Raw genomic sequence first — 25,227 nt, forward strand, 5'->3', positions numbered from 1 at the left:
ATTTCCATAATGCAAAATACTTCATTTTTACTACCTCATAATTTCGCAGGGTTGAGAGTACTAATGGGTGTAGTAAATGAATATGTTGCAAATCAAAGCGACCAAAACAGAGATAAATTACAGGAGCAAATTAACTTACTATCCGCCTGATTTCGCCGCAAAAAACAGATTAGACAGAAAAATTACGTGGTGTAAAAAGGGTATAGTTACCTTTTAGTATTACCCTTACCTTTATTTTTTTCATTATTTACTATTTATTTACCTAATCCCCAGGGCTGTTATATATCACTTCCAATTCCCTCCATCATCTCATCCCGTTTAACCTGCTTCAGTTTTTTCCCCACATTAAAAGACCATATAAGTAAAACAATGCCTATCCACAGGAAAAGGTTATAACCAATATAATAACCTATAAGTTCGTCGACCGGCCTTTCAGGCATGGGCTCATCGATATTACCCAGGTAGCCCAACATCTGAATCGCTATCAGTAAAATGCCTATAATCCGTATGATAATTATTTTGCGCTTTAATTTCTTTTGGGTTGGGGTTGACTGCATTGTGCTTATTTTTTGTTTTATAATTCAAATATAATCAAGTTTCCTATCGTTATACCCGCAAATATTTTTAAATTAGGCATAACGTTAATCAACAAATCAATCCTTATGAAATTACTCGCCTTTGCAGGGAGCAGCAGCAAACATTCCATCAACAAGCAACTCGCTACCTATGCCGCCGGCCTTTTTGAAAATGTGGATACCGAAATACTCGACCTTAATGATTACGAACTGCCGCTTTTTAGCGTAGATACAGAAAAACGGGTGGGCCAGCCGCCCATAGCAAAACAGTTTTATGAAAAAATAGAGCAAACCGACATCATCGTGCTTTCGGTAGCCGAGCACAATGCCGGTATGACATCCGCCTTTAAGAACATATACGACTGGGCTTCACGCCAAAAAAAGCTGGTGTTTGATAACAAACCCATGCTGCTGATGTCTACCTCTCCCGGGCGCAATGCCGGTAAAAACGCGCTACAGGCCGCGCAGATTAGCCTTAAGTGGTACGGTGGCAACATAAGGGCTACATTCTCGCTGCCCTCGTTCAATGAAAATTTTGATACAGAAACAGGCAAAATATCCAATAAAGAACTCGATGACGCGTTAAAAGCCATTATCCACGATTTTGATTATGGCAAAGAAGGTTAAGCGCATCCTCCGCTTTACATTACGGTTTGTTTTGGGCATTGTGGCATTTGTGGTGCTGTATTTACTATCGGTGTTCCTGCTGTACCGCATCCCCGTAAACAGCCACCCCACACAGGGCGGCGACATCCCCATTTATATCAACTCAAACGGCGTGCATACTGATATTGTAGTGCCGCTAAAAAACGATGTTAAAGATTGGACTAAAGATATACTCTTTACCCAGACTTTGGCTAAAGATACCGTGGCTAACTTCGTGGCCTTTGGCTGGGGCGATAAAGGTTTTTACCTCGACACGCCCGAATGGAGCGACCTCAAGGCCAGCACCGCGTTTAAGGCGGCGTTTTATTTGGGCTCTTCGGCCATGCATACTAAGTTTTACAAAAGCCTGAAGGAAGATGCCGAGTGCAAAAAAATAATGATTACCAAAAAAGATTATGCCGGCCTTGTAAAATATATAGAAGAAAGCTTTGAGCTAGACGATGCCAAAAAAATGCAATGGATAAGCGGGCACAGCTATGGCAAGTACGACGCTTTTTATGAAGCGCAGGGCCGCTACAGCCTGTTCTATACCTGCAACACCTGGGCTAACCAGGGGCTCAAGGCAGGAAACCAAAAAGCCGCATTATGGACACCCTATGATAAAGGGATATTTTATCAGTATGAATAGCGCAGGGGCTGAGGTGCTGAGGTTCTAAGGTTCTTAGGCCTAAACACCTCAGAAACTAAGTGCCTCAGAACCTTTTAACAAAAACTGGCAAAGTATTTGGTTTACCCTAAGCATGAAAAACATATCTAAACTTCGCACCCTGCTTTTGCTGCTCTTGTGTGTTGGGTATGCCCATGCACAGGATTATACTAAAGTAGACAACACTGTTAAAACCTATCCCACAACCTATAACAGCATCGACAGGCTGGCATCGCGCATTAGCGCCGACTTTAGCCGCGATGATGAAAAGGCACGCGCCCTTTTTACCTGGATAGCGCTCAACATCCGTTATGATACCTCGCCTGGGGCTATGGGCCGCAAGCCCTTAAAGTACTCCTACAGCACCGAGGCCGAACGCCTGGCTAAAATCGCAGCCATTGAAAGCGACCTTGCCAATACTACGCTTAAATCTAAAAAAGGGGTGTGCCACGGCTATGCCATGCTCTATGCCATCACCGCCCGCAAATTAGACCTTGAAACAGAAGTAATACATGGCAACGCCAAGATTCTCCCTAAAGACATTGGCAAACTGCCCACCCAGAGCAACCATGCCTGGAATGCCATAAAAATTAACGGACAATGGAAACTCATAGACGTTACCTGGGGTTCGGGGGGCATTACCGGTAATACCAATAAGTTTGGGTTTAAGTTTGACGACAACTACTTTTTTACAAGTCCGGATGCGTTCTTCCTGAACCATTTCCCGGATGATAAAAAATGGCTGCTTACCAATAAAAGCGACCGTGAATTTGCATCGCTGCCGTTGTATTATGATTTAAGTTACCAGTTGGTTTCGCCCGCTATTGGCGTGATACGGCCTAATGGCGCCGGGATGCTTCCCTTTAAAATCATAGGTATAAAACCTACCGATGAGGTGGCTTACCAGTACACTACCGGTGCTTATTCCAGCAAAGTCGAGCCAAAAATTACTAATGGTATCGGCGAGTTTAATGTACTGGTTAGTAAAACCGGCGGCACGCTTACCATTTTTGTAAATAAGCAGAGCATTGCGGCCTATAGTGTAGAGCGGTAATAAAAGAACTTTTTAGATAGTGCCACGAATTACACCAATTACCACGAATCAATTAGTGAAATTGGAGAAATTCGTGGCAAAACTTTTTTACCTACTTTTATTTCTTCCCACGATGTGCTATATTAGCACAAAATAGCGCATCCCCATGTTAGAAGAAACCCAATATAACGAAGACAACATACGATCACTCGACTGGAAAGAACACATCCGGATGAGGCCCGGTATGTACATCGGTAAGCTGGGCGACGGTTCATCGCCCGATGATGGCATCTACATCCTTATAAAAGAGGTTATTGACAACTCTATCGATGAGTTTGTTATGGGTACGGGCAAAACCATAGAGGTTACCCTGAAGGATAAAACCGTTACCGTTCGCGACTATGGCCGGGGAATCCCGCTGGGCAAGGTGGTAGATGTGGTGAGCAAAATGAACACCGGCGGTAAGTATGATTCTAAAGCGTTTAAAAAGTCGGTGGGGTTGAACGGGGTAGGTACCAAGGCGGTTAACGCCCTGTCTGACTATTTCAGGGTAGAATCCGTTAGGGATAACCAAATGAAGGCCGCCGAATTTTCCGCCGGTAATATTACCAGCGAAGAAGAGATTGTTGAAACCACGCGCCGCAAGGGGACTAAGGTGAGCTTTACTGCCGACGAAACCATATTTAAAAACTACAAATACCGTAATGAGTATATTATTAAAATGCTCAAAAATTACTGTTACCTCAATACGGGGCTGACTATAATTTATAACGGCGAAAAATACATTAGTGAGCATGGCCTTAAGGACCTGCTTTCTGAAAACATACATGAAGACGACCGCGTGTACGATATCATCCACCTTAAGGATGATGATATAGAGATAGCCATGACACACAGTAAAACCCAGTACAGCGAAGAGTATTATTCGTTTGTAAACGGGCAGAATACTACACAGGGCGGTACACACTTAGGTGCCTTCCGCGAGGCGATAGTGCGCACTATTAAGGAATTTTACAACAAAAATTTTGAGGCTTCAGATATACGCAAGTCTATTGTGAGCGCGATAAGTGTAAAAGTAGAAGAGCCGGTGTTTGAATCGCAGACCAAAACCAAGCTGGGTTCTACCGATATGGGGCCTGAAGGGCCGAGCGTTCGTACGTTTGTAAATGATTTTGTTAAAAACAAACTCGACAACTTTTTGCACCGCAACCCCGAGATTGCCGATGCCTTGCTTAAAAAGATACTACAGGCAGAACGTGAGCGCAAAGAACTGAGCGGCATTCGCAAACTCGCGCGCGACAGGGCCAAAAAAGCCAGCCTGCATAACAAAAAGCTGCGCGACTGCCGGGTACACCTTACCGATGCCAAGAACCCACGTAGTATGGAGAGCACCCTGTTTATAACCGAGGGCGATTCAGCTTCAGGGTCGATAACCAAGTCGCGCGATGTAAACACCCAGGCGGTATTCAGCCTGCGCGGTAAACCGCTGAACTCGTATGGCATGAGCAAGAAGATTGTATATGAAAATGAGGAATTCAACCTGCTACAGGCTGCGCTGGATATTGAAGAGGAGATGGAAAACCTGCGCTATAACAACATCGTGATAGCTACAGATGCCGACGTTGACGGTATGCACATCCGCCTGTTGCTAATAACCTTCTTCCTGCAATTTTTCCCGGAGCTGATTAAGGAAAACCACCTGTATATACTGCAAACACCACTGTTCCGTGTGCGCAATAAAAAGGAAACCATTTATTGCTACAGTGAGGACGAACGTCGCGCTGCCATAGAAAAGCTAAAAGGTAAGCCCGAAATAACACGCTTTAAAGGATTGGGTGAGATATCGCCAGACGAGTTTAAGCACTTTATCGGCCAGGACATAAGGCTTGATCCGGTAATGCTGGATAACGCTACATCCATACAAAACCTTCTGGAATTTTACATGGGTAAAAACACGCCCGACAGGCAGGAATTTATTATCAATAACCTTAAAGTAGAGCTCGACGTGGTGGAGTAGTGTTCAGTGTTCAGTCGCAACTATAAATGCGGTTTCGGGTTGAATGAAGCTACTGGGTACTGACCACTGAACACTGCCAACTATTTCTTCCTCAGCTCTACAATACGCGATACTTCTTTCAGCAGCAGCGGATAGGCCGGTTCCGGCATATTGCCGTGCCCAAAGCCATCAAGCTCATACAGGATAGTATTATTGTGCCCGTTTAGCTTCATCATGCGTGCCATATAGGCATTTTCGTCATATCGTCCCAATAGTTCCATTTCCCTGTCGCCGGTTATCAGCAAAAGGGGAGGGGCATCGCCACGGACGTGAAAGAGGGGTGCAAATTTATCTATCGTGGGTTGTTTTTCCGGGATGCCTTGTTCTTTACGCACGGTATAGTGGGTAACGCACTGTGGGCTAAAGGGTATTAAACCGGCTATTGTGTTGGCATCAATATTATATTTTGCAAGATATTGCTTATCCAGCCCCACCATAAGGTTTAAATATCCCCCGGCGGAGTGTCCCGATAAAAATATAAGTGAGGGGTCGCCACCATATTTTTCAATGTTGTTAAACGCCCAGGCCACGGCAGCCGCAGCATCTTCTATATAGGTAGGCGCTGTTACATTAGGGTGCAGGCGGTATCCCACCCCTATAATACAGTAGCCTTTATCCTTAAGGTATTCGGGAATTTCTTTGCTGCCGCCTGTTATACCGCCCCCGTGAAACCATAAAATGGTTGCAAACCCTTTTTTATCCTTTGGGTAATACACATCGAGCACACATCGTTCGGTTTTATAAGCATCGCCTTTATATGATGCTTCGGGGTAATATTTAATATTGGCTTTGGTTTCGTAAGCTTTTTGCTGCCCAAAGGAAACTCCGGTTATAAGAAGCAGTAAAAATAAAGCAACGTGTTTTTTCATAGTATACTATCTGTTTTTGGATAGGCTAAAGATAGAAATTAAAAAAAGAATACCTTTGATTTTTGTATCGGTATTACCTTACAGTTTACCCAGAAATCCTAAAACTTTATCTACCGAATCGATACGGTATTTAGCCCCGGTATTCCCTTTACCCACCTTGATAGAAAATTCATTTGCCCCGGTAAGCAGTTCAAAAAGGTCTTCATCGGTTTTGTCGTCACCTATGGCAAGTACAAAATCATAATCACCGCTAAGTACATTGTTTTTGCAGGTAGTACCTTTATGGGCCATAAAGTGTTTTACTTCAATAACCTTATTACCGTCTATAATTTGTGTAGGGCTGTTGTACATGTGGTTCTTTAGCAACGTTAACAGTTCGCGCGACGTTAAAAAACCCTGGCGGTCTTCAACATTTCGGTAGTGCCAAGCCACGCCAAATTCTTTTTCTTCTATAAAGCTTTCCGCATTTGTGTCTACATACTTCTGCATTATCTGCATGGCGCTATTTTTCCAGTTGCCTACTTCCTTAATTACAGGTTCCCATTCGCCGCGCTTTATCCAGCCGCCATGTTCAGCAATCAGGCCTATAGGCAAATGACCCAGGTATTTGTCAAGAAAATGCCTGTCGCGCCCGCTTACTATCCACACCTCGTTCCTTTTGTCTTCGGCCAGCCTGCCCAGCATATTTTTTACATCATCACCCGGTACAGCCATTTCGGGCCTGGCCTGAAGGGTAACCAGTGTGCCGTCAAAATCCAGCAGCAGCAGGCGTTTTTGGGCGGTTTCAAATTTTAATAGTATTTCCTGTGTTGCCTGCCCATCAAGGGCCACGGCTGTATTATCATGTTCCTGCATTGTTTCAATATCGTTTAAAAGTGTTGTAGCCCATAAAAAAACATCGTTATTTTTAAGGTAAAGCTGCATGCGCTCCATCCTGCGTTGCTGTTCCGCACCTTCCATTTTAAGGGCCTGGTCTATTTTATCGGCTATATGTTCTGTATCAAAAGGGTTTATTATAATGGCTTCCTGAAGTTCTTTTGCCGCACCCGCCATTACACTGAGAATAAGTGCTCCCCTAAGGTCTTTACGGGCGGCAACATACTCTTTTGCCACGAGGTTCATACCGTCGCGCACGGGCGAAATAAGGGCAACATCGGCACTGGTATACAGCGCAATCAGTTTTTCAAAATCAACCGACTGGTACTGGTAAACAACGGGGGTCCATTTATAATTGCCCATGGCGCCGTTAATGCGGCCCACGTTTAGCTCTATCATTTTTTTACGTTCGCCATACTTGCCTATCTCTTCCCTTGAGGGTACTATAACGAGCAGGAACACTACTTTTTCTTCCCATTCAGGGTAGCGTTGCAGGAAGTTCTCAAAGGCATACAACCGATTGTTAATGCCCTTGCTGTAATCGAGCCTGTCTACCGAAAAGATTATTTTTTTATCGTGATACAATTCTTTTATTTCGTCGCGGTAGGCCACTACGCCGGGCTTATCAAAAGCGTCTTGAAACTTGTCAAAGTCAATGCTTATAGGGTAGGAGCCTACGCGGGTGCGGTGGCTGTCCTGGGTAAATACAAATGCCCTCTGGGTATGGCCCAGTATTTTTTCTACACATTCTGCAAAGTGTATGGTGTCATCCCACGTATGGAAACCCGCCACGTTAGCACCCAGCACTCCTTCGAGGATGTAGCGTTTAACCTTGTTCGGCAGCATCCTGAAGATTTCGAAATTAGGGAAGGGTATGTGAAGGAAATATCCAATTTTAGCTTCAGGGAACCTGTCCCTAACCAGTTTTGCAAGGCCCATAAAATGGTAGTCGTGTATCCATACCACATCGCCCGGCTCATACAGTTCTATAACCTTTTGGGCTACAATTTCGTTAGCGGCCTTATAGGCTTCAAAGGCTTCGTCATTATATTCCATATACGACGGAAAGTAATGGAACAATGCCCATAGCACCGAATTACTGAATATGTTGTAAAAATTTTTGTTAAGTTTTTTGTCAAGGAAAACAGGTTCTACCTCAAAAGTTTTCGGGAAACTATTTTTGTTGTTCTCCCAGGTATTTTTTTCAAAATCGGCAATGCCTACCCAGGTAAGGTTTTTACTGCTGCTTTCTGAGTATGACATTATGGCTGTAGCAAGCCCGCCCGCGCTTTGTGTTATGGTGGTTTTACGGCTTTGTTTTTTAATAGACAGGGGGAGCCTGTAAGAAATGGTAATTATTTTCATCAAACTTGTTTTCGCCAGTGGGGTAAGGCCGCCAGGCTGTTCAGCATAAATTTACAAAGCATGTATACAATATGGGTTTATAAAAGGTTACTTAACATTTATTTAAGCCCTTTTTGCCATATTGTGTGATAATTAGCATTGAGATTGATAAATCAGGAATGCGTTTTGCGGAAAAACGTAGTGTAGTATTTAAAAGCAAAAACCCCCGCGATTAGCGGGGGCTTTAAGCAGTTTAGCAATATCAGCAATGTTTAATTTTGCCTGTTAATATAAATCCATCCGGTTTTGGTTTCGCCTGCATTACGGTCTATTACATAAAAATATGTTCCGGTTGGCAGTTCCTGGCCTTTATCAGTCTGGCCCACCCATTCTATAGTATAATTGTTTTTAGCATATACCTCTTCGCCATAGCGGTTAAATATGGTAAGCTTTTTAACACCAAGCGAAGCAAGGTCAAAATAATCGTTCATACCTTCAGAACCGCCAGGGGAAATTCCACGCTGAATTTCACATGAAATATCCTCCACGGTATAGGTTAAGGGTTCGTCGCAGCCGTTAGACGTTACAGTAAGTACAAAATCCATTGGGAAGGCTTCTATCGCCGAAGTACTGTTTACATAGTCGGTAACGTTAAACTCTGCGCTGTCTGTACCTACAGGTGTTCCGCCTGCTGTACTCCATTGGTACAAAACAAGTTCAGGGTCGTAAGAGGTATTAGTAGGCATAGCGGTAAGCACATAGGCAGCACCGTTACATTCTCCGGTTATTTCAAATGTAATTTCTGTGTTTATGGTAAAGGTAAACGTGTCAGTGCCACCCATATTACACGTTGCTGCGTCTGCAGGTACGGTATAGGTTACGGTATAACTGCCCGGTGCAGCCGTTGCAAGGTTAGTTATTTCACCTGTTGCAGGGTTTATAGTAAGGCCGCCTGTTACGCTAAAGGTACCCCCCGTGTAGAAGTTAGTATCTAAAACTGGAGTAACACTTGTTGTGCCGAAGCAGTAGGCAGGGTCATACTCAAAACCGGTTACCGGGGTAATCACCGGTGTTATGTTAACAGTAAATGTGCCGCTGTTAGCAGCGATACAGTTAACAGGATCGGCAGCAAAAGAATAAGTAACAATGTAGGTGCCTGGAACACTGGCCGCGGTGTTTATTTCCCCGGTTGTGCCGTTTATAAACAGGCCTGTAGGTGCGCTAAAGGTACCGCCCGCCTGGAAGCCTGTGGTTAATACAGGAAGCTGGTTAGCCGCAGAGGCACATACATCGGTATACGTAAAGCTTACTACCGGTACGGCAGGTGTGGTAATGGTAACCGGTACGGTTACCGTTGCACCGGCAACACAGGCAGCGTTGTTTTGTGCAAGGGTATAGGTTACATTATAGTTACCCGGTGTGGTGTTTGCTACATCTATAACACCTGTTGCAGCATTGATGCTAACGCCTGCATCGGCAGTAAATGTGCCGCCGGTTGCAAAGTTAGTATCTAATGCAGGGTTAAGCGTTGTAGCAAGCCCACACGTTGCGGCATAGCTAAATCCGGTTACTGGTGTAGCAAGCGGTGTAATGGTTACAGGAGCTGTATTTGTTGCGGCAGCGGTACAGTTAACGCCATCTTGCGTAAACGTAACGGTTACTGTGTAACTACCGGCAGTGCTGGCAGCCAGGTTAATTTCGCCTGTTGCAGGGTCTATCACAAGGGCAGGGTCTGATGAGGTGAATGTACCGCCAGTGCTAAAGCCGGGATCAAGTACCGGAAGCTGGTTTGCCGCCGAAATACACAGTGCCGGGTATTGGAAGCCCGTAACCGGTGCGCTTAGTGGTGTAATGGTTATAGGCTGTGTGCTGCTGCTCAGCGCAACGCAAGTGGCTACGTCTCCGGCTACGGTATACGTTACCTGATAAGCACCCGCTGTGCTTTGTGCAAGGTCTATCTCGCCTGTGGTTGCATCAATAACCAGGCCGGCATCAGAAGATGTAAATGTACCGCCCGTTATTGTAGTGCCACCCAGTGTAGCTACAGGGTTTGTGCCTGCTATACATACCGAAGCTGGCAGTGTAAACGCAGTAACCTGTGTAGCAGGGGCTGTTACCGTAACATTTATTGTAGCCCTTGAACTTTCGCAGCCCTCGGGTGTTGTCTGGCTTACATAGTATGGTGTGGTACCCACTACCGATGTGCCGGGCGTAGGCGCGGCGGCCAGCGCCGTACCCCCTGTAGGTACGGTATACCAGTTTAGTGTATTAGTTGTGGTTGCTGTAGCTGTCAGTTCCGTTGCAACGGCATTTTGGCAATAGCTTACATCAGCAGTTACCGGTGCATCCGGAACTTCGTTAACAGTTACCGTTATTTCCAGCCTTGGGCTTTCGCACGCGCCGGCAGTTGATGACTGGCTTAAATAATAGGTAGTGGTACCTGGCACCGAAGTATCAGGAGTAGGGGCGGTAGTTGTAGCTGTTCCGCCTGTGGCCGCGGTATACCAATTTAATGTATACCCTGCAAGCGGAGTGGCTGTGAGCGCTGTGGCTGTAGCACCCTCGCAGTATGTATACGCCGTTTGTGCTGTAGGCGTATCAATATCCGGAGCCGTGTAAGTAACTGTCAAAAGGTTAGTACAATAGGCTGTAGTCCAATCATAAAGGTAAGTACCGGGTACGGTAAAGCCTGAAATGGTGGTGCTGTTTGCAGTCGGATTAGCAATTGTCGTAGCCGAAGGGTTGTCTGCGTGCGCTGTCCATGTACCGCCGCCGGTAGCCGAAACATCTACATAGTTAAAGATAGTGGTAGTAGTAGGGTCACAGTCTGCAACAGCGGGGTTTGTAGACGTAATGGCATTATTAGCCGTAAAGGTAATTGCGTCGAGGAAGTTACCTACACTGGTATTAGGTGTGGAAGTAGATACTGCCTGGAAGAAGAAACGCGTACTTGTTTGCCCCGGAGGTACAGTATATGTAAGGGAACCATCTGCACCGTAGTATGCCCATGCAGTACCATTACCGCCATTAGCCACACTGGCGCCTGAAATACCAGGATAACCCGATGGCACACCATTAGCAGAGGTGCTGAAGTTAGTACCTACCTGTGTATAGCTATTGTTGTTTATTAACTCAGCAAGTGTTTGGCCGGGAGCCGGCACGGGGCCTGCCATAAGACGCATTACATCGATAACATTACCTGATGAAGCGTAGCTTGCGCTGGCGTAATTCGTGTTCCTTGCCCTGTGGGCAAATTTTACCACAAAGACAGTACCCGGAGCCGCAACATAGTCCTGGTAAACCCCCATGGTGCTACCCTGGTTTGCATTGGCGTTTAGCTCTATGAACTGGTCGCTGTTGGCAGAAGGGGAAGCAGGCCAGTTAACAAATAAATCGGTACCGGTATTTGTATGGTAAGCAGGCTGGTGTTCATAGTTTGGCTCTATCCAGTATTCCATAATGTGGTCGTTTGCTCCTGTCCTCCATCCCTGAACAACATTGTCATTAAAAAAGTCTGGCCCCTGTCCGGAATTGGTATGTGCCATGTTCGGAAGCTCAAAGCTGGGATTTATAGTAGTAATTTCACAATTGGTGTCAGCATCGTTAGAAGGTGTACTTACACAAATATTGAAAGTCGTGTTCAGGTTTATCGTTGTGGAAGAAGGATTTAATGTTAACCTCACAAGATAGGTAGTGCCCGGTGTAAGGCCTACCATATTAACAGCATTATTAGCACTGCAAAACAGTTCCCCTCCATTGGCAGGTATACCTTCATACACGCTAATTACCACGGGTTGCGCGGTTCCGCCAAAGTTTGAAAGCGCTAAAGTTTGTGTGCTGTTTGTTGCTGTAAACTCGTACCATATATCCGGGCCATTAGTGGTATATGTGCTGCATGTAGGTAGCGCTAATGCAGAGCTTGTAGTACTGGTAAATGCAGTTGTGGTCGTTAAGGTGCAGTTAGCATCGCTGTTTACAGAAAGCGCTATTGCACCATCAAAGTTATCATTTATAACAGAAGTTGTAAACGACAATGGCCCCGTCCAGGTACTTTTGTCGCTGGAGCTGCAGTTGCTCCTTACCCAAAAATAATAGGTGGTAGAAGGGCTAAGGCCCGGGAGTGTAACGGTGGGTGAAGTTACATTTGATGTAGGCGTGGTACCTGGTGTAGGCGCTGTAGCATTTTGAGAAAAATAAAAATCAAATGTAGGCGATACACTTGTAGGGCCTGTCCAGCCAACGGTTGCGCTGTTTTGCGTTATGCCATTCAGGGCGAGGTTAACAGGCGCCGGGCATGTAATAAGCGTAAGGTTAATATTATCTATTGCGGCCGGGGGCTGCGTACCCACGCTAAAGTCATTTATCCATTCAAAGATAAGGCGTCTTACCGTTCCGCTATAGTCACCGGCGTTAATGGTATTAGTAACGGTTTGCCAATTCCCGTGTATGTTAAAGTTTCCGCCTATCTGCACTAAGCCGGTTGCAGGGTTTGCTGTTATTTGTGTACCCGCCGTAGGTGTAAATGATACCGGGGCAAGCCATACACGCAGGTAGTCGCAGCAGCTTTCGCCCTGTCCTTTCCAGTCGAACGACAACGAAAACTGGTCTACTGTAGGGGGCATTTGTATATCACGGTAAACCTGCACCACAGATGTAGCTGAGGCAGGGGCTGTGGTGTAGGTATTGTTTGTTCCATCATTAGATATATATAATGAATGCGTGCCGCCATTAGCGGTTGCCGTGCCGTAAACCCACTGGTTAGTTTGCGTGCCGTTAACAAACGACCATTCCAGTGCCCCTTCAAAACCATCGGTAAAGTTTAGCGTACCCGCAATTTGCGAGGTGCTGAATTCAAAAGGCCCTGCCCATGCGCTGTAGTTGCCCGGTGCGCATATTGCCCTTACCTGGTATTTGTATGCGGTAGAGGGGGTAAGCGTTGCAGGGGTTGTGTAAGTAGCGCCTGAAGTGGCTACGCCTACATCGGTAAAGTTATTGGCAAAGGGTACAACTTCTATCTCATAGTTTGTAGCACTTCCTGTCCAGCTTAGTATAGCTGACGTACCTGACGGGTTAGCTGCCAGTGCGGTAGGTATAAAACATTGTTCTACAACCTGCACCTCGTCTACAAGCCACCTGTCACCATTATTCCCGGTCATTACAAAGGCTATATAGCGCGGCAGCCCCACATTAGCAGCCGGTATGTTTACCACCTTTTCCTGGTATTCCAGCTGCACTGTATTAAGTGTAAGCTCGGTCCAGGTTTGCAGGTCGGTAAACGTACTTGCATTGGTAGGGTCAGTGCCTATCATTACTTTATAGTTGCTGCCCTGGTCGTTATTTTGTGTTAAACGCGACTGGAACTTGAGCTGGGCATTGTTAGGAACCGTAAACTGGGGCGTTATCAGCCAGTCTTCGGTTACGGTTGCCGGGGCTACGGTTTCCCTGTTAAGGTAAGCCGCATGGGTACCAAAGGTAACAGGTGTTGCACTGCCATTTGTAGCCTGGTTCCAGGTTTGTGCAGGCCCGGCAACATTTTTAATGTACCACCCGGTAGGGCCCGCCGGGCCTGCCGTTCCGGTAAGTGGTGTCCATGTACCTTCAAAACCTTCAAGAGGCAGCTGGGCAAAGCCGGCAGCGCTTATGAAGAGCATGAAAATTAAGGTAATTTTTTTCATAAGAAAATTTATATATATTTAGCATTTAAAAGTACCAAAATAGTTGTTATCGATATACAATTATTAAATAAAAATAAAACGATTTAACATAAATAAACAAAATATGTTTTCAGTGTTACATTTTTATTGAGGAAAAACCTTTTTCTTCATATTGGCAAAATATTGGCAAAAAAAATACCCCAACAACAGCAGGCTGCTTTGGGGTATCAGGATATTTAGGGTTAGTTAAATATTAGGTATTGAGCATAACCGGCATTACAAGCATGGTTACGGTTTCGCCTTCATCCAGCCCGTCCACCGGGGTAAGGATGCCCGCACGGTTAGGCAGCGACATTTCCAGTTGTATCTCGTCGCTTTGCAGGTTTGTAAGCATTTCGGTAAGGAAACGCGAGTTAAAGCCTATCTGCATATCGTCGCCCTGGTAGTCGCAGGTTAGCCTTTCTTCGGCTTTGTTAGAATAATCAATATCCTCGGCAGAAATGTTAAGCTCGGTACCGGCTATCTTAAGGCGTATCTGGTGGGTAGTCTTGTTAGAGAAGATGGCCACCCGGCGTACTGAGCTAAAAAACTGGCTGCGGCTTATAAGCAGCTTGTTAGGGTTTTCTTTAGGGATAACGGCTTCGTAATTAGGATATTTACCATCTATAAGGCGGCAGGTTAGCACATAATTGTCAAATGAAAAGGTAGCATTAGCATCGTTGTATTCTATACTAACTTCGCTGTTTGATGTAGCAAGTATGCCTTTTAATATGTTAAGCGGTTTTTTTGGCATGATAAAGTCTGCCACCTGCGATGCCGTTACATCGGTACGGGCATATTTTACAAGCTTGTGCGCATCAGTTGCTACAAAGGTTAGGCCCTGGGGTGAAAACTGGAAGAACACGCCTGACATTACCGGGCGAAGGTCGTCGTTACCGGCTGCAAAGATGGTTTTGCTTATGGCTGTGGCCAGCACCTCGGCAGGTACTATGGTAGACGATGGGTCGTCAAGCTGTACGGCTTTCGGGAACTCGTCGCCGGATGAATAGGCCAGCGCGTATTTACCCGAATTAGAGCTTATCTCTACCGTGTTGTTGTCTTCAACGGTAAAGGTTAGCGGCTGGTCCGGGAAGGTTTTTAGGGTTTCAAGCAATAGTTTTGCAGGAACTGCAACACTGCCCACACTGTCAGAATCGATGGTAAGGGTTGCCGACATGGTAGTTTCCAGGTCTGAAGCCGATACTTTTAATTCGGTATTGTTAAGTTCAAACAAAAAGTTGTCTAAAATAGGCAGGGTGTTGCTGCTGTTTATTACGCCGCTAAGCACCTGTAGCTGTTTTAGCAAATATGTACTCGATACTATAAATTTCATCTCGGTTTATTTATTGGTTTTGTTCCCTTACAGAAACGGATAGCAAATATATCGTAAAGCGCGCTAAAAGCGAAACTTTTTTATTAACTTTTATGTCGGTGAGCTATAGGCCCTTTTGCGCAGCCAGGTAAACAGTACCCCAAACAAGGCAAGTACTAAAAGCGGAAGCCCCACGGTAACAAGCTCTGCATACAGGTAGTTGTCATACACTTTCTGGGTATTCAGCATGGGCAGTTCTACCTCTTTGGTGCGGATGTTAATAAGTCCGTTATCGTCCAGCAGGTAATTTACACAGTTCAGCATAAAATCCTTGTTCTCATAAAATTCCTCCGTCCATTTGTCATAACCCAGTTCCAGCGGTTCGCCATTTTTGTCGAACTGGTTCTTTGCCACATCACCATCAGAAATCACGATCATCTTGCCGGGCTTTCCGGTTACTTTATACGCCGGGTCTTTAAACGGCAGCAAACGGTTTTCATACATACTGCGGAAGTTCCCCTCCAGAAGCACTGCCATAGGCAGGAAGCCCTGGCCGGTATAATCAGCAGGCCTGGTTTCCTCGGCTACCATATCAAGGCGTACCGCAAGTGGGGTGCCCACTTTTTTAGAATAGCGCGATGAGGCCAGCAGTACGTTCTTTTTAATGCCGTTTTTTAGGGTATCTATGGGGCTGGCAAACTCAAACTTTACACCGCCCAGGTTCTTCACGATAGGGTTCTGGTTGATGGAATCCGGATAAGCAAAGGGCGCAAACCTCCAGATGTATTGCTGGTACTGGGCGGCGCTGCCCTGTGCGCCGGTGGCCAGCTTAAGCGGCGTTGCCATTTCATCTTTAATAATATCGGGCGTTATGCGTATGCCATATTTAAACAGCATATCGTTAAGGTTAAGGTCGCGCGGCAGGGCAGGGGTAACCCCGGTTTCGTTATACAGGCTGTCCATCTCTACCTGCACGGCATCCAGCATCCACAGGGTTTTTCCGCCGTTTACTATATACTGGTCAAGCACCTGTTTTTCTTCTTCTGTAAATGCCTGTGTAGGCTTGGCTATAATGGCAAGGTCATATTCCTGAAGGTGCTTAAGCGTTTTCATAGGGTCTTTAGCAACCGAATCAAGCGTGAATGGCCCGATATGGTAGCTTTCGCGCAACTGCTTTATCAGGCTGCCCATATACAGGCCGGGCATTTCGCCGTTGCCCTGAAGCACCACAATTTTCTTTTGCTTTTCGCGGATAAGCTTGTCAAACGCATCGGCAAAGGCATATTCAAGGTGCTGTACCGAGCCCTGTACTTTTTCGGCGGTATTGGCGCCTCGCACGTTTTTAAGCAACGGAATCTTAACCGTTTTACCCTTATACGTAGCTATTGCCCACGGAAAAATAAGGGTTTCACTCTGCTTGCCCCTGTCGTTAACGCTTACGCCGGCGGGCTTCATGCCACTGCCTGTAAAGGTGTCAAAAATCGCCTTATCAATATCGGTAATGCCTTCAATACTCTTTTTTACCTCGGCCTGGGTTTTCTCCGGCAGGTTAGGGTTGTCCATCTTAAAGATGGTGTAAATAAGTTCGCGTTTGGTTTCTGCCGAACTCTCCGCCTTATCAATCGGGTTAAAAAAGTTGAACTTTACATCAGGGTTAATGGCTTCATACTCCTGTAGCAGCTGGCGCGTTTCATCCTGCAGGCGCTGGAATTCACCGGGGAACTCGCCTTCTAAAAATACGTCTATGTACAAAGGCTCCCGTACTGACTCTACCAATTCAAGCGAAGTGTCAGACAATGTATAGCGTTTGTCTTTAGTAAGGTCGAGCCTTTTAAAGATAAATCCGCCTACAAAGTTTAGTGCCAGTAGTACAACTATAGTAACGGCAAGCTGTTTGATGTTTTTTTGTTTAGCTGTTTCCATTACCATTTAAGCGATTTAAGTTTGTAAACGGTTAACGACAGGAACAGCACGGCAATGGTAATGAAGTACAGCACATCGCGCGTATCGATAACGCCACGGCTGATGCTTTTAAAGTGGTAATCCATACCCAGTTTTGAAACGAATGTGCCAAGGCTTCCGGTAAATGCTGAAATGCCTTCGAAACCAAAGTAGAACAAAAAGCATAAAAATACGGCCATGATAAAGGCTACAATCTGGTTGTCTGACAGGGTAGAGGTAAAGATGCCGATAGCGGTATAACCACCTACAAGGAAAAGCAGCCCGATGTATGAACCTGCGGTACTGCCCAGGTCGATATTGCCCTGCGGGTTACCAAAGTAGGACAGTACAAACACATATATAAAGGTAGGCACGAGTGCCAGTACTATAAGGATGAATGCCCCGAAGAATTTACCATTCACTATCTCCCATGTGCTTAGGGGCTTGGTGAAGAGCAGCTCCAGCGTGCCCTGTTTTTTTTCGTCGGAAAAGCTGCGCATGGTTACCGCCGGTATCAGGAAAATAAGTATCCACGGGCTCAGGGTAAAGAACGGGCCAAGGTCGGCAAAGCCGCTGTTCAGGATATTGAAGTCGTTTTCAAACACCCACAGGAACAGCCCGTTGAGCAATAAAAATATAGCAATAACCAAATAGCCTATGGGCGACCCAAAGAAGGACTTGATTTCTCGTAGCAATAATGCTTTCATTAACTATTAATTCTTTTAATTTTAACTTTAAATTCCCTCCAAAGTAGATTGTGCGTGCAATCCTTTTTTATCCTCTCCCCAGCCCTCTTCAAAGGAGAGGGAGCAGCTACACTCGAATGTTTGGCTGCGGATTGTCCGCCCTGTACCCGTTCTCGGCTCCCCTCTCCGAAGGAGAGGGGTCGGGGGAGAGGACTTTATGACTTTTGACTCACTCCATGCTCACCAGCTTATCCACACTCCACGCTTCGGCATTCTGTGCAAACAGCGGTTTTGTATCGGCCCAAACGCTTTTAAAAAGCGCGGAATTCCTGTAGTTTTCAAGATCCTGTTCGCGCTCCCAGTAGCTGTATGTAAAAAACACCTGTGGTTTATCCTTGTCGCGGTACAGTTCTAAGAAACGGCAACCGGGCACATTTCTTATCTGCTCCTTTACAGTATTAAAATTCAGCAGGAAATCGGCCACTTTATCTTCCAGGAACACCATTTTTACAATGCGTACAAACATACAGTTTTTTTATTTTATATAACAGTCTCTTCCCATGCCTTTGTCCTCTCCCCAACCCTCTCATTCGGAGAGGGAGCAGCTTCACTCGGCCGTGCGTAATTCCCCCTTTGGGGGCTAGGGGGCTTTAAATGTAATCGTCACTACATCCCTGTACTTTAGCCCCAGCAGCGTTTTTGCCGAACCTACCGTATGCGGGTTGCTGCGGAAGATGGCTATCTCCAGGTAACCGGATTCATTGTATACCGCCAGCTTTTCGCCCTCATAATCTTTTAGCGAGAAACGCTCGTTCAGCGTAAAGTCTGAGTAGCCGTTTTTCACCCCTTTTATTACCCCTTTCGTACCAAAGGTTATTTCAAAGTCCCTGCCTTTCGCAACTTCTTTTACGAGCCTCTGCGTGATGTTTATTACACAATTGCCAAAGTGGTCTATGTATATTACGTTGCCTTTTATACTTGTTTTATCCGTAGATACCTGCGGGTGCATTTCCAGTATGTGCTTCAGGCCGGCAATTTCCCGCCCCACCACGTTAAGTGAGCCGCCTTTTGCAAGCAGGCAGGCTACGGTGGCAAATACATCCATGGCGCCGCTGCCGTCGGGCAGGCGGCCGTGTATGTTTATTTCAACTATTTTCTCAGGGAGTATGTTTTCCGTTAGCAGGGTGAGTATGCCATTATCGGCACAAATAAAATAATGGCCGTTCCACAGCATGGCTATATGGCGGTTCTCCTTACTAAGTTCGGCGTCCACGCCTATAAGGTGTACCGTGCCCGCCGGGAAGCTGCGCCACGAAGCGCCCACTATATATGCAGCCTGGGGAATATTAAATAAATCTACATTGTGAGATATGTCAATAATTACCGCGCCCTCACAGCCCGATACCAGTTTGCCCTTCAGCGCGCCCACAAAGTGGTCGCACAGGCCAAAATCGGTAGTAAGGGTAATTATTGACATAAAATTGTGTAAAACTTTATAAGTACCGCGATTAAAATTTCACTAAATTTGATTGCAAAGCTACTAATAATATAGCTATAAATTCACACTAAAACTTTACTTGCTTGAACGAACGGATTATTGAACTTACCGACATTGCCCCAAAAGACTTTTGGGGCGCCCAGGACTCCCATCTTGAAACTATAAAAAAGTATTATCCCAAGCTGAAGATTGTAGCGCGTGGTACGACCCTTAAGGCATTTGGCGAAAAAGACCTGCTCGATGAGTTTGAGCGCCGCTTTAAGCGCCTGATGTTGCATTTTTCGCGATACAATACTATAGACGACAATGTTATAGAGCGCGTGATACACGGCGACAGCAATGTAGAGCAGATGAACCCCAGCGATAAGATACTGGTACACGGCATAGGCGGCAAGCTTATAAAAGCCATGACACCTAACCAGCAGCTGCTTGTAGACTACATGGCCAAAAACGATATGGTGTTTGCAGTAGGGCCTGCCGGTACGGGCAAAACGTATACGGGCGTGGCGCTTGCTGTAAAGGCGCTAAAGGAAAAGCAGGTAAAACGCATTATACTTACCCGCCCGGCGGTAGAGGCCGGGGAGAACCTGGGCTTTTTACCCGGCGATATGAAAGAAAAGCTCGACCCCTATATGCAGCCGTTGTATGACGCATTGCGCGACATGCTTCCGCCGCAAACGCTGGAAGATTACCTGCTTAAAGGGGTGATACAGATAGCGCCGCTGGCCTTTATGCGCGGGCGCACGCTGGACAACGCCTTTGTAATACTGGATGAGGCCCAGAACACTACCCACAACCAGATGAAGATGTTCCTGACCCGTATGGGCAAGAATGCTAAATTTATGATTACCGGCGACCCCGGCCAGATTGACCTGCCACGTAGTACCATGAGCGGGCTTAAAGAGGCGTTGCTTATTCTTAAGGATGTAGACGGTATAGGCATTATTTACCTTGACGATAAGGATGTGGTGCGCCACCGCCTTGTTAAGAAAGTTATTGAGGCGTATAAAAAGATTGAGCACGCGAGCTAAACTAAGCCATAAAGTTTATAAAGCCTAAAGTTTTAAAGTCGAAAAAAGCCCTACGAGCCTGTCATTACTTCGTCCGTTCAGGCTACGCCCTCGGGTGCGAGCGGAGAAACGGAGCGTGGCAATCTAAAATAGTATGAATATAAATTTCTCAAAACCATCAGGCCCGTTATTGGGCCTGATGTGTATTATTGTTTTCCTGGCAGTCGGCTTAATTATATTATCCCTCTTTCAGGACTATCCTGCAATTGGTACTTACGGCGTTAACAAAACAGTAGGCTGGGCGTGGGATATTTGCAATCTGTTACCAGTTGCGGTGATCACCTTTATAATTATTTTTATTCTTGGATATTTGATAATGTTGCTTTTTAAAGCAAGGGTAAATAAAATAGTATCGATGGTTAACCTTGTTTTATTAATAGTCCCGTTGTCTTTCTTATTTATAAATAAATTTGATATGAATTGCTTCATATTTTTAGGGATAGGATTACTGTCCGTATTAATGGTATTTGTCAATATTGGCTTTGCGATTGCAAATTCAATGCATTCCAAAAGAAATACTGTTTTGTGAATCGATTAATAAATAACAATAGGTTATTTATTAATCGATTCCCTTTAAACACTTTTCCCATTTCCCTGATGAAAATCCTAAAGTTTGCTCATGGTCGGGATTTATAATTTACTATCTTACAATTTCAAGTTCGGTAAGTACTGCCAGGTGGTCGCTGTAGTAGCGGCAGTTTTTATTGTCGCTAAGCACGGCATACTTTTTTACTTTTATTTTGTCTTTTGAAGTAAAAATATAATCGATGCGGGTGGTAGCAGGCTTTGTAAAGTCAAACGCGTTCCAGGTACCTTCAGGGCCATAAACCAGCTGGGCAATGGCTTTGCTGTCGTTCATGTTTTGCGAAAGCTACTTTATGGGTTCAGAAGTTTCTTCGAGGTTAAAGTCGCCTGTAAGTATAAATGGCAGTTTGTCTTTATTTATCTCATTTATTTTTTTCAGGATTAATTTAGCACTTTCTATTCGGGCAACATTGCCCAAATGGTCAAAATGCGTGTTGAATACCCATACCTTTTGCCGGGTTTTAGTGTTTTCAAAAAGCCCGTAGGTACATACCCTGTTACAGGCGGCATCCCAACCCAGCCTTGGCTTTTCAGGTGTTGGCGAAAGCCAGAATGTGCTTTGCTGCACTGCCTTAAACTTATCCTTATTATAAAATATAGCCGAAAATTCTCCCTTCTCCCTGCCATCGTCGCGGCCTACACCAATGAAATCATAAGCGGCCAGTGTGTCATCAAGGTAGTGCATTTGCTGCGGCAATGCTTCCTGCACGCCCATAAAGTCCGGTTCGTAAAACTGTACCTGGCCGGCAACCAAATCTTTGCGTAGCCCCCAGCGGTTTTCGCCGTCGGCATCGGTATCCAGTCGTAGGTTGTAGGTCATTACTTTTATATTCTGGGCCATGGCGGTTGCAGTGGCAGCCATCAGGCAAAGGCTTATAAAAACTGTTTTCATTTTGTATAATTTATATTTAGGGCAGATAACCATGCCCTGCCAGGTCGCTTACATTGCTTACAGCAAGTAGTTTACCTTCTTTTAAAAGCAGGCTTTTGTCGTTTACTTCAAGCACGTCTTTATAATAATGGTCGGTAACAATAATACCTTTTTTATTGGTAAGTTTAATTAAAAGCTCTTTTATCTTTTCTTTAAATAATGGCTCTACCATAGAAAAAGGTTCATCTAGCAGTAAAAAAGGTTGGGGCAGGTGGGCGATAAGCAACAGCTCAAAATACCGCATTTCGCCCATAGAAAGCCTGCCGGCAGGTGTATTGGCTATTTTATTGATACCATCGGCATTGAAAATTTTGTCCTGGCCTTCTCCGGAAAAATACATGGGTATAATATCCCTCACTTTTAAATGTGTTGGCAAGAAAGATTCCTGCGGCAGGTACGAAATAATACAATCAGGGATAACCTGTCTTTGCAGTAGGGCTTTGCCGTTAACGCCCATTCTGAAAACGTCTGCTTTTTGTACACCAAAAAGTATCTTTAAAAGTGTAGACTTGCCGCAACCATTGCGCCCAAAGATACCCAGTATTTCGCCCTGCTGTAGTTCAAAATGCACAGCATCGAGCACTGCCCGTTTACCAAAGTGTTTTATGATGTTATGTACCGTAAGGCGGTTCATTATAAAATGTTAAGCAGTATGATAAACGGCGCTGAAAGGATAAAGTTGGTAACAAAAGCCATCCTGACCAGTTTTGCCCTGGTAAAGCCCAGGTTGTAATAAAAGTAATATTGCTGCTTAAAGTAAAAGCCATATACAATAATACCTACGCCTAACCCAAACGTGCAAAATAGCACAGGGAAGTAGCCCAAACCAAATGCCACGGAAAGTATGAGGCTTGCAATAAAGTTAAAAATGTTTACCGTGAGCAGGTACTGAAAAAACGCCCTCAACTATTCTGCGGGCTTATTGTGGTGCAGGAGCTTTTTTATAATGCTGCTTTCGGCATTATCGGCAAACACATCATTTCCGGTAACTAACACGCCCTTATGGCCCGTACCGGATTCTATACCGTAAACCGTGGCTTCATCATCCGGGTTAGATTCGCCTTCATAAAAGTAAACATGCGCTATCTCAAAATCGCTGTCGCCAAAACGTCCTACCTGGCTTACAAGATAGTTCCCGTCAAGGTTAAAATCTTCGGTAAAACCTTTCTCGCGAAGTTGTTCAATTGCTATAGCTACAGTGGCATAATGATAGGTAATACTCATAATAAGGTGTGTTAATGGTTAGCTCCAAAAATAAACAATTGTAAGTACATTATACGTTTTTAAAGGCTGTTAATTTGCTCCCCGCGAACGATTGTTTATGTAGAAGCAAGCCCGAAAAATACAAACTTGTTACCTGTTTTTATAAACCGGAAGGTATGGCGTGTGCCGGGGTGCCCTTTAGAAACCTCGCCCGGCAGGTAGGTATCTATCCATACATCATATACCTTGAGCCCTTTGGCTGTAGCGGCGGGCAGGTAAGGTACTTTAAGCCCCTTAAGGGTTACCGCGCTAAAACCGTAGCCACGGGAAGAAAGCGCCTTAAATATGGCTGATTTTGTAAAGCTTTTAGAAATACCGTCGTAAAAATCGTATGGATCTACATAGTATCCCGCACCGGTATAGGTACCGGCCTCGGCACATTCGGTACACTCAATCTGTTTTGCCGAGAGCGCTATAAAATTGGCTTCATTAGCCTTGGTAAGCGCCTCAATAAGGCTTATAAAGGTTTTATCAAGCTGGTCCCATTCGCCGGCACCCTTCTTAGCGGGGGCAGTTTGAGACCAGGTAAAAGTTGTAAACAGGCAAAAAATAAATACAATTTGTTTCATGTAAATCATAACAGGTGTTTTGCAAAAATAGTATTTATTATAAAGCAAAAACGCTGGTTAGTACCAGCGTTTTTTATTTTTTTTAGAAGCATCCGATTTTCGGGAATTATTAGCATTGGCGCTATTACTGTTACCGCCTTGTTTTGGACGTCCGCCGCCCTGGCCCGCTTTGTTTTTGTTCCGCAAATCAGGTTTTTGTCCTTCGGGCGCCTCTGTTTCCGCGCCATAAGGATACGGGTGGCCCTCGATAACCTTAATCTTCATTTTTATAAGCTTCTCTATGTCCTTAAGGTACGGCTGCTCATCGCGCCCGCAAAAAGATATGGCAATACCGCTGTTACCTGCACGCCCGGTACGGCCTATGCGGTGCACGTAAGTTTCCGGTATGTTTGGCAGGTCAAAGTTTATAACATACGGCAGGCTTTCAATATCTATACCGCGCGCTGCAATATCGGTAGCTACCAGTACGGGTATCTCTTTGTTTTTAAAGGCATCAAGCACGCGCTGGCGTGAATTTTGCGATTTATCACCATGTATGGCTCCGCTTTCAACACCATTTTTTTTAAGGGCTTTAACTACGTTATCGGCACCGTGCTTGGTACGGGTAAATACCAGTACGTTATTAAGGTTTTCGTTGCGGATAAGGTGGTAGAGCAGCTTGCGCTTATCGCCCTTATCTACAAAATAGAGTTGTTGCTTAACATTCTCCGCAGTAGATGAAACCGGTGTAACCGATACATACTCGGGCTTGGTAAGGAAGCTATCGGCCAGTTCCCTTATGGGAATAGGCATTGTAGCAGAAAACAAAAGCGTTTGCCTGTTATCTGGCGTAAGCTTTATTATCTTTTTTACATCGTTTATAAAGCCCATATCCAGCATCTGGTCGGCTTCATCGAGCACCAGGTGGTGCAGGTGGTCAAGGTTTATGTGGCCCTGTTTGTGCAGGTCGAGAAGGCGTCCGGGTGTGGCTACCAGTATGTCTACCCCTTTTTTAAGCTGGTCTACCTGGCTTACCTGGTTAACACCGCCAAAGATAGTAAGCTGGCGAATGTTAGTGTACTTACCATAAGTATCAAAGCTTTCGCCTATTTGCAGGGCAAGCTCGCGGGTAGGGGTAACTACAAGCGCGCGTATGTATTTTACCTTAGTAGCCGATCCTACTATACGGTGCAGGTTATTTATTATGGGTATGGCAAAGGCAGCGGTTTTTCCGGTGCCGGTCTGGGCACAGCCTACAAGGTCGGTGCCGGCTAATATAATAGGTATGGCCTGTTCCTGTATGGGGGTGGGGGCTTCATAACCCTCTTCGGTAAGCGCCTGCTGTATATTGCGTATTAAATTAAGGTCTTCAAATTTCATTAAGTTGCAGTACCTTTTTTACGGTACAAAGTATTAAGATTAATGCGCAAAGATAGTGCTTTTAGGGTTAATACCGTAAAACAAGGCTATATATCTGTTTATTAACAAATTGTGTATACGAGCAACAGGTGCCTCAGACGGTACCACCTTGTGCTAATACAGCAATGCGGTAAGAACCCGGTAGCTACAGATTCCTTCTATAACCAGGCATATAACAAAATCATTGTCCTTACGGGGCAACAACAACATGATTTT

22 protein-coding genes are annotated in these 25,227 nt (G+C 45.2%); 6 read left to right on the forward strand and 16 right to left on the reverse strand.

Translation table 11 applies throughout. The annotated features are described in order from the left end of the window. Positions 1–278 precede the first annotated feature (278 nt). The gene (locus ACLI09_RS04620) at positions 279–557 is read right to left on the reverse strand and encodes a hypothetical protein (RefSeq protein WP_411418421.1); all 279 of its coding nucleotides are present in this window, start codon (positions 555–557) and stop codon (positions 279–281) included. A 105-nt stretch (positions 558–662) separates the two neighbouring features. Between ACLI09_RS04620 and ACLI09_RS04625 the strand changes: the two genes are divergently transcribed. The 4 genes from ACLI09_RS04625 to ACLI09_RS04640 all read left to right on the forward strand — a co-directional run bounded on the left by ACLI09_RS04625 (position 663) and on the right by ACLI09_RS04640 (position 4,937). Then, on the forward strand, positions 663–1,202 hold the full coding sequence (locus tag ACLI09_RS04625) for an NADPH-dependent FMN reductase (RefSeq protein ID WP_411418422.1): 540 nt from the start codon (positions 663–665) through the stop codon (positions 1,200–1,202). Next, positions 1,186–1,869, forward strand: a complete 684-nt coding sequence (locus ACLI09_RS04630) for a TIGR02117 family protein (protein WP_411418423.1) — start codon at positions 1,186–1,188, stop codon at positions 1,867–1,869. The genes ACLI09_RS04625 and ACLI09_RS04630 overlap by 17 nt, the downstream gene beginning before the upstream one ends. Before the next feature lie 112 nt (positions 1,870–1,981). Beyond that, positions 1,982–2,941, forward strand: a complete 960-nt coding sequence (locus ACLI09_RS04635) for a transglutaminase domain-containing protein (protein ID WP_411418424.1) — start codon at positions 1,982–1,984, stop codon at positions 2,939–2,941. A 145-nt stretch (positions 2,942–3,086) separates the two neighbouring features. Beyond that, entirely contained in the window at positions 3,087–4,937 is a 1,851-nt protein-coding gene (locus tag ACLI09_RS04640) for a DNA topoisomerase IV subunit B (RefSeq protein ID WP_411418425.1), read from the forward strand. An 80-nt stretch (positions 4,938–5,017) separates the two neighbouring features. Here the strand turns inward: ACLI09_RS04640 and ACLI09_RS04645 are convergent, their stop codons facing one another. The 8 genes from ACLI09_RS04645 to ACLI09_RS04680 all read right to left on the reverse strand — a co-directional run bounded on the left by ACLI09_RS04645 (position 5,018) and on the right by ACLI09_RS04680 (position 19,174). Next, positions 5,018–5,845 carry an alpha/beta hydrolase gene (locus tag ACLI09_RS04645; protein ID WP_411418426.1) on the reverse strand — a complete coding sequence of 276 codons (828 nt, stop codon included), beginning with the start codon at positions 5,843–5,845 and terminating at the stop codon, positions 5,018–5,020. A 78-nt stretch (positions 5,846–5,923) separates the two neighbouring features. Further along, complete coding sequence (locus ACLI09_RS04650; protein WP_411418427.1) at positions 5,924–8,086, reverse strand: bifunctional alpha,alpha-trehalose-phosphate synthase (UDP-forming)/trehalose-phosphatase; 2,163 nt, start codon at positions 8,084–8,086, stop codon at positions 5,924–5,926. A gap of 251 nt (positions 8,087–8,337) precedes the next feature. Continuing rightward, positions 8,338–13,740 carry a gliding motility-associated C-terminal domain-containing protein gene (locus tag ACLI09_RS04655; protein ID WP_411418428.1) on the reverse strand — a complete coding sequence of 1,801 codons (5,403 nt, stop codon included), beginning with the start codon at positions 13,738–13,740 and terminating at the stop codon, positions 8,338–8,340. Between the two features lie 232 nt (positions 13,741–13,972). Next, positions 13,973–15,091: a DNA polymerase III subunit beta gene (gene dnaN, locus ACLI09_RS04660; protein WP_411418429.1), complete on the reverse strand. Its 1,119-nt coding sequence runs from the start codon at positions 15,089–15,091 to the stop codon at positions 13,973–13,975. A 90-nt stretch (positions 15,092–15,181) separates the two neighbouring features. Beyond that, positions 15,182–16,993, reverse strand: coding sequence for a gliding motility-associated ABC transporter substrate-binding protein GldG (gene gldG, locus ACLI09_RS04665; RefSeq protein WP_411418430.1), 1,812 nt, complete (start codon positions 16,991–16,993; stop codon positions 15,182–15,184). Then, the gene (gene gldF / locus ACLI09_RS04670; RefSeq protein WP_411418431.1) at positions 16,993–17,718 is read right to left on the reverse strand and encodes a gliding motility-associated ABC transporter permease subunit GldF; all 726 of its coding nucleotides are present in this window, start codon (positions 17,716–17,718) and stop codon (positions 16,993–16,995) included. Before gldF ends, gldG begins: the two co-directional genes overlap by 1 nt. 208 nt (positions 17,719–17,926) lie before the next feature. Continuing rightward, a complete protein-coding gene (locus ACLI09_RS04675; RefSeq protein ID WP_411418432.1) occupies positions 17,927–18,223 on the reverse strand; it encodes a putative quinol monooxygenase in 297 nt (98 codons plus the stop codon). A gap of 114 nt (positions 18,224–18,337) precedes the next feature. Next, positions 18,338–19,174 carry an S-adenosyl-l-methionine hydroxide adenosyltransferase family protein gene (locus tag ACLI09_RS04680; RefSeq protein ID WP_411418433.1) on the reverse strand — a complete coding sequence of 279 codons (837 nt, stop codon included), beginning with the start codon at positions 19,172–19,174 and terminating at the stop codon, positions 18,338–18,340. 104 nt (positions 19,175–19,278) lie between these two features. Here ACLI09_RS04680 and ACLI09_RS04685 point away from each other — a divergent pair, with 104 nt between their 5' ends. Together ACLI09_RS04685 and ACLI09_RS04690 are read left to right on the forward strand one after the other, a co-directional pair. Continuing rightward, complete coding sequence (locus ACLI09_RS04685) at positions 19,279–20,226, forward strand: PhoH family protein (RefSeq protein ID WP_411418434.1); 948 nt, start codon at positions 19,279–19,281, stop codon at positions 20,224–20,226. Positions 20,227–20,359: 133 nt separating this feature from the next. After that, complete coding sequence (locus tag ACLI09_RS04690) at positions 20,360–20,794, forward strand: hypothetical protein (protein ID WP_411418435.1); 435 nt, start codon at positions 20,360–20,362, stop codon at positions 20,792–20,794. Positions 20,795–20,905: 111 nt separating this feature from the next. On the opposite strand, the gene ACLI09_RS04695 is transcribed toward ACLI09_RS04690, so the two are convergent. From ACLI09_RS04695 to ACLI09_RS04725, 7 genes are all read right to left on the reverse strand, one after another. Then, on the reverse strand, positions 20,906–21,124 hold the full coding sequence (locus ACLI09_RS04695) for a hypothetical protein (protein WP_411418436.1): 219 nt from the start codon (positions 21,122–21,124) through the stop codon (positions 20,906–20,908). A gap of 12 nt (positions 21,125–21,136) precedes the next feature. Then, positions 21,137–21,742 (reverse strand): endonuclease/exonuclease/phosphatase family protein, encoded by a 606-nt coding sequence (locus ACLI09_RS04700; RefSeq protein ID WP_411418437.1) that lies wholly within the window; start codon positions 21,740–21,742, stop codon positions 21,137–21,139. Between the two features lie 16 nt (positions 21,743–21,758). Then, positions 21,759–22,415: an ATP-binding cassette domain-containing protein gene (locus ACLI09_RS04705; protein ID WP_411418438.1), complete on the reverse strand. Its 657-nt coding sequence runs from the start codon at positions 22,413–22,415 to the stop codon at positions 21,759–21,761. Beyond that, positions 22,415–22,687 carry a hypothetical protein gene (locus tag ACLI09_RS04710; protein WP_411418439.1) on the reverse strand — a complete coding sequence of 91 codons (273 nt, stop codon included), beginning with the start codon at positions 22,685–22,687 and terminating at the stop codon, positions 22,415–22,417. Before ACLI09_RS04710 ends, ACLI09_RS04705 begins: the two co-directional genes overlap by 1 nt. After that, positions 22,688–23,005 (reverse strand): hypothetical protein, encoded by a 318-nt coding sequence (locus ACLI09_RS04715; protein WP_411418440.1) that lies wholly within the window; start codon positions 23,003–23,005, stop codon positions 22,688–22,690. It abuts the gene before it with no gap. 95 nt (positions 23,006–23,100) lie between these two features. Continuing rightward, positions 23,101–23,613 (reverse strand): hypothetical protein, encoded by a 513-nt coding sequence (locus tag ACLI09_RS04720; protein ID WP_411418441.1) that lies wholly within the window; start codon positions 23,611–23,613, stop codon positions 23,101–23,103. A gap of 57 nt (positions 23,614–23,670) precedes the next feature. Beyond that, entirely contained in the window at positions 23,671–24,972 is a 1,302-nt protein-coding gene (locus ACLI09_RS04725; RefSeq protein WP_411418442.1) for a DEAD/DEAH box helicase, read from the reverse strand. Positions 24,973–25,227: the final 255 nt, after the last annotated feature.

Source organism: Flavobacterium sp. RHBU_24 (assembly GCF_046613695.1).
GTDB lineage: Bacteria > Bacteroidota > Bacteroidia > Flavobacteriales > Flavobacteriaceae > Flavobacterium.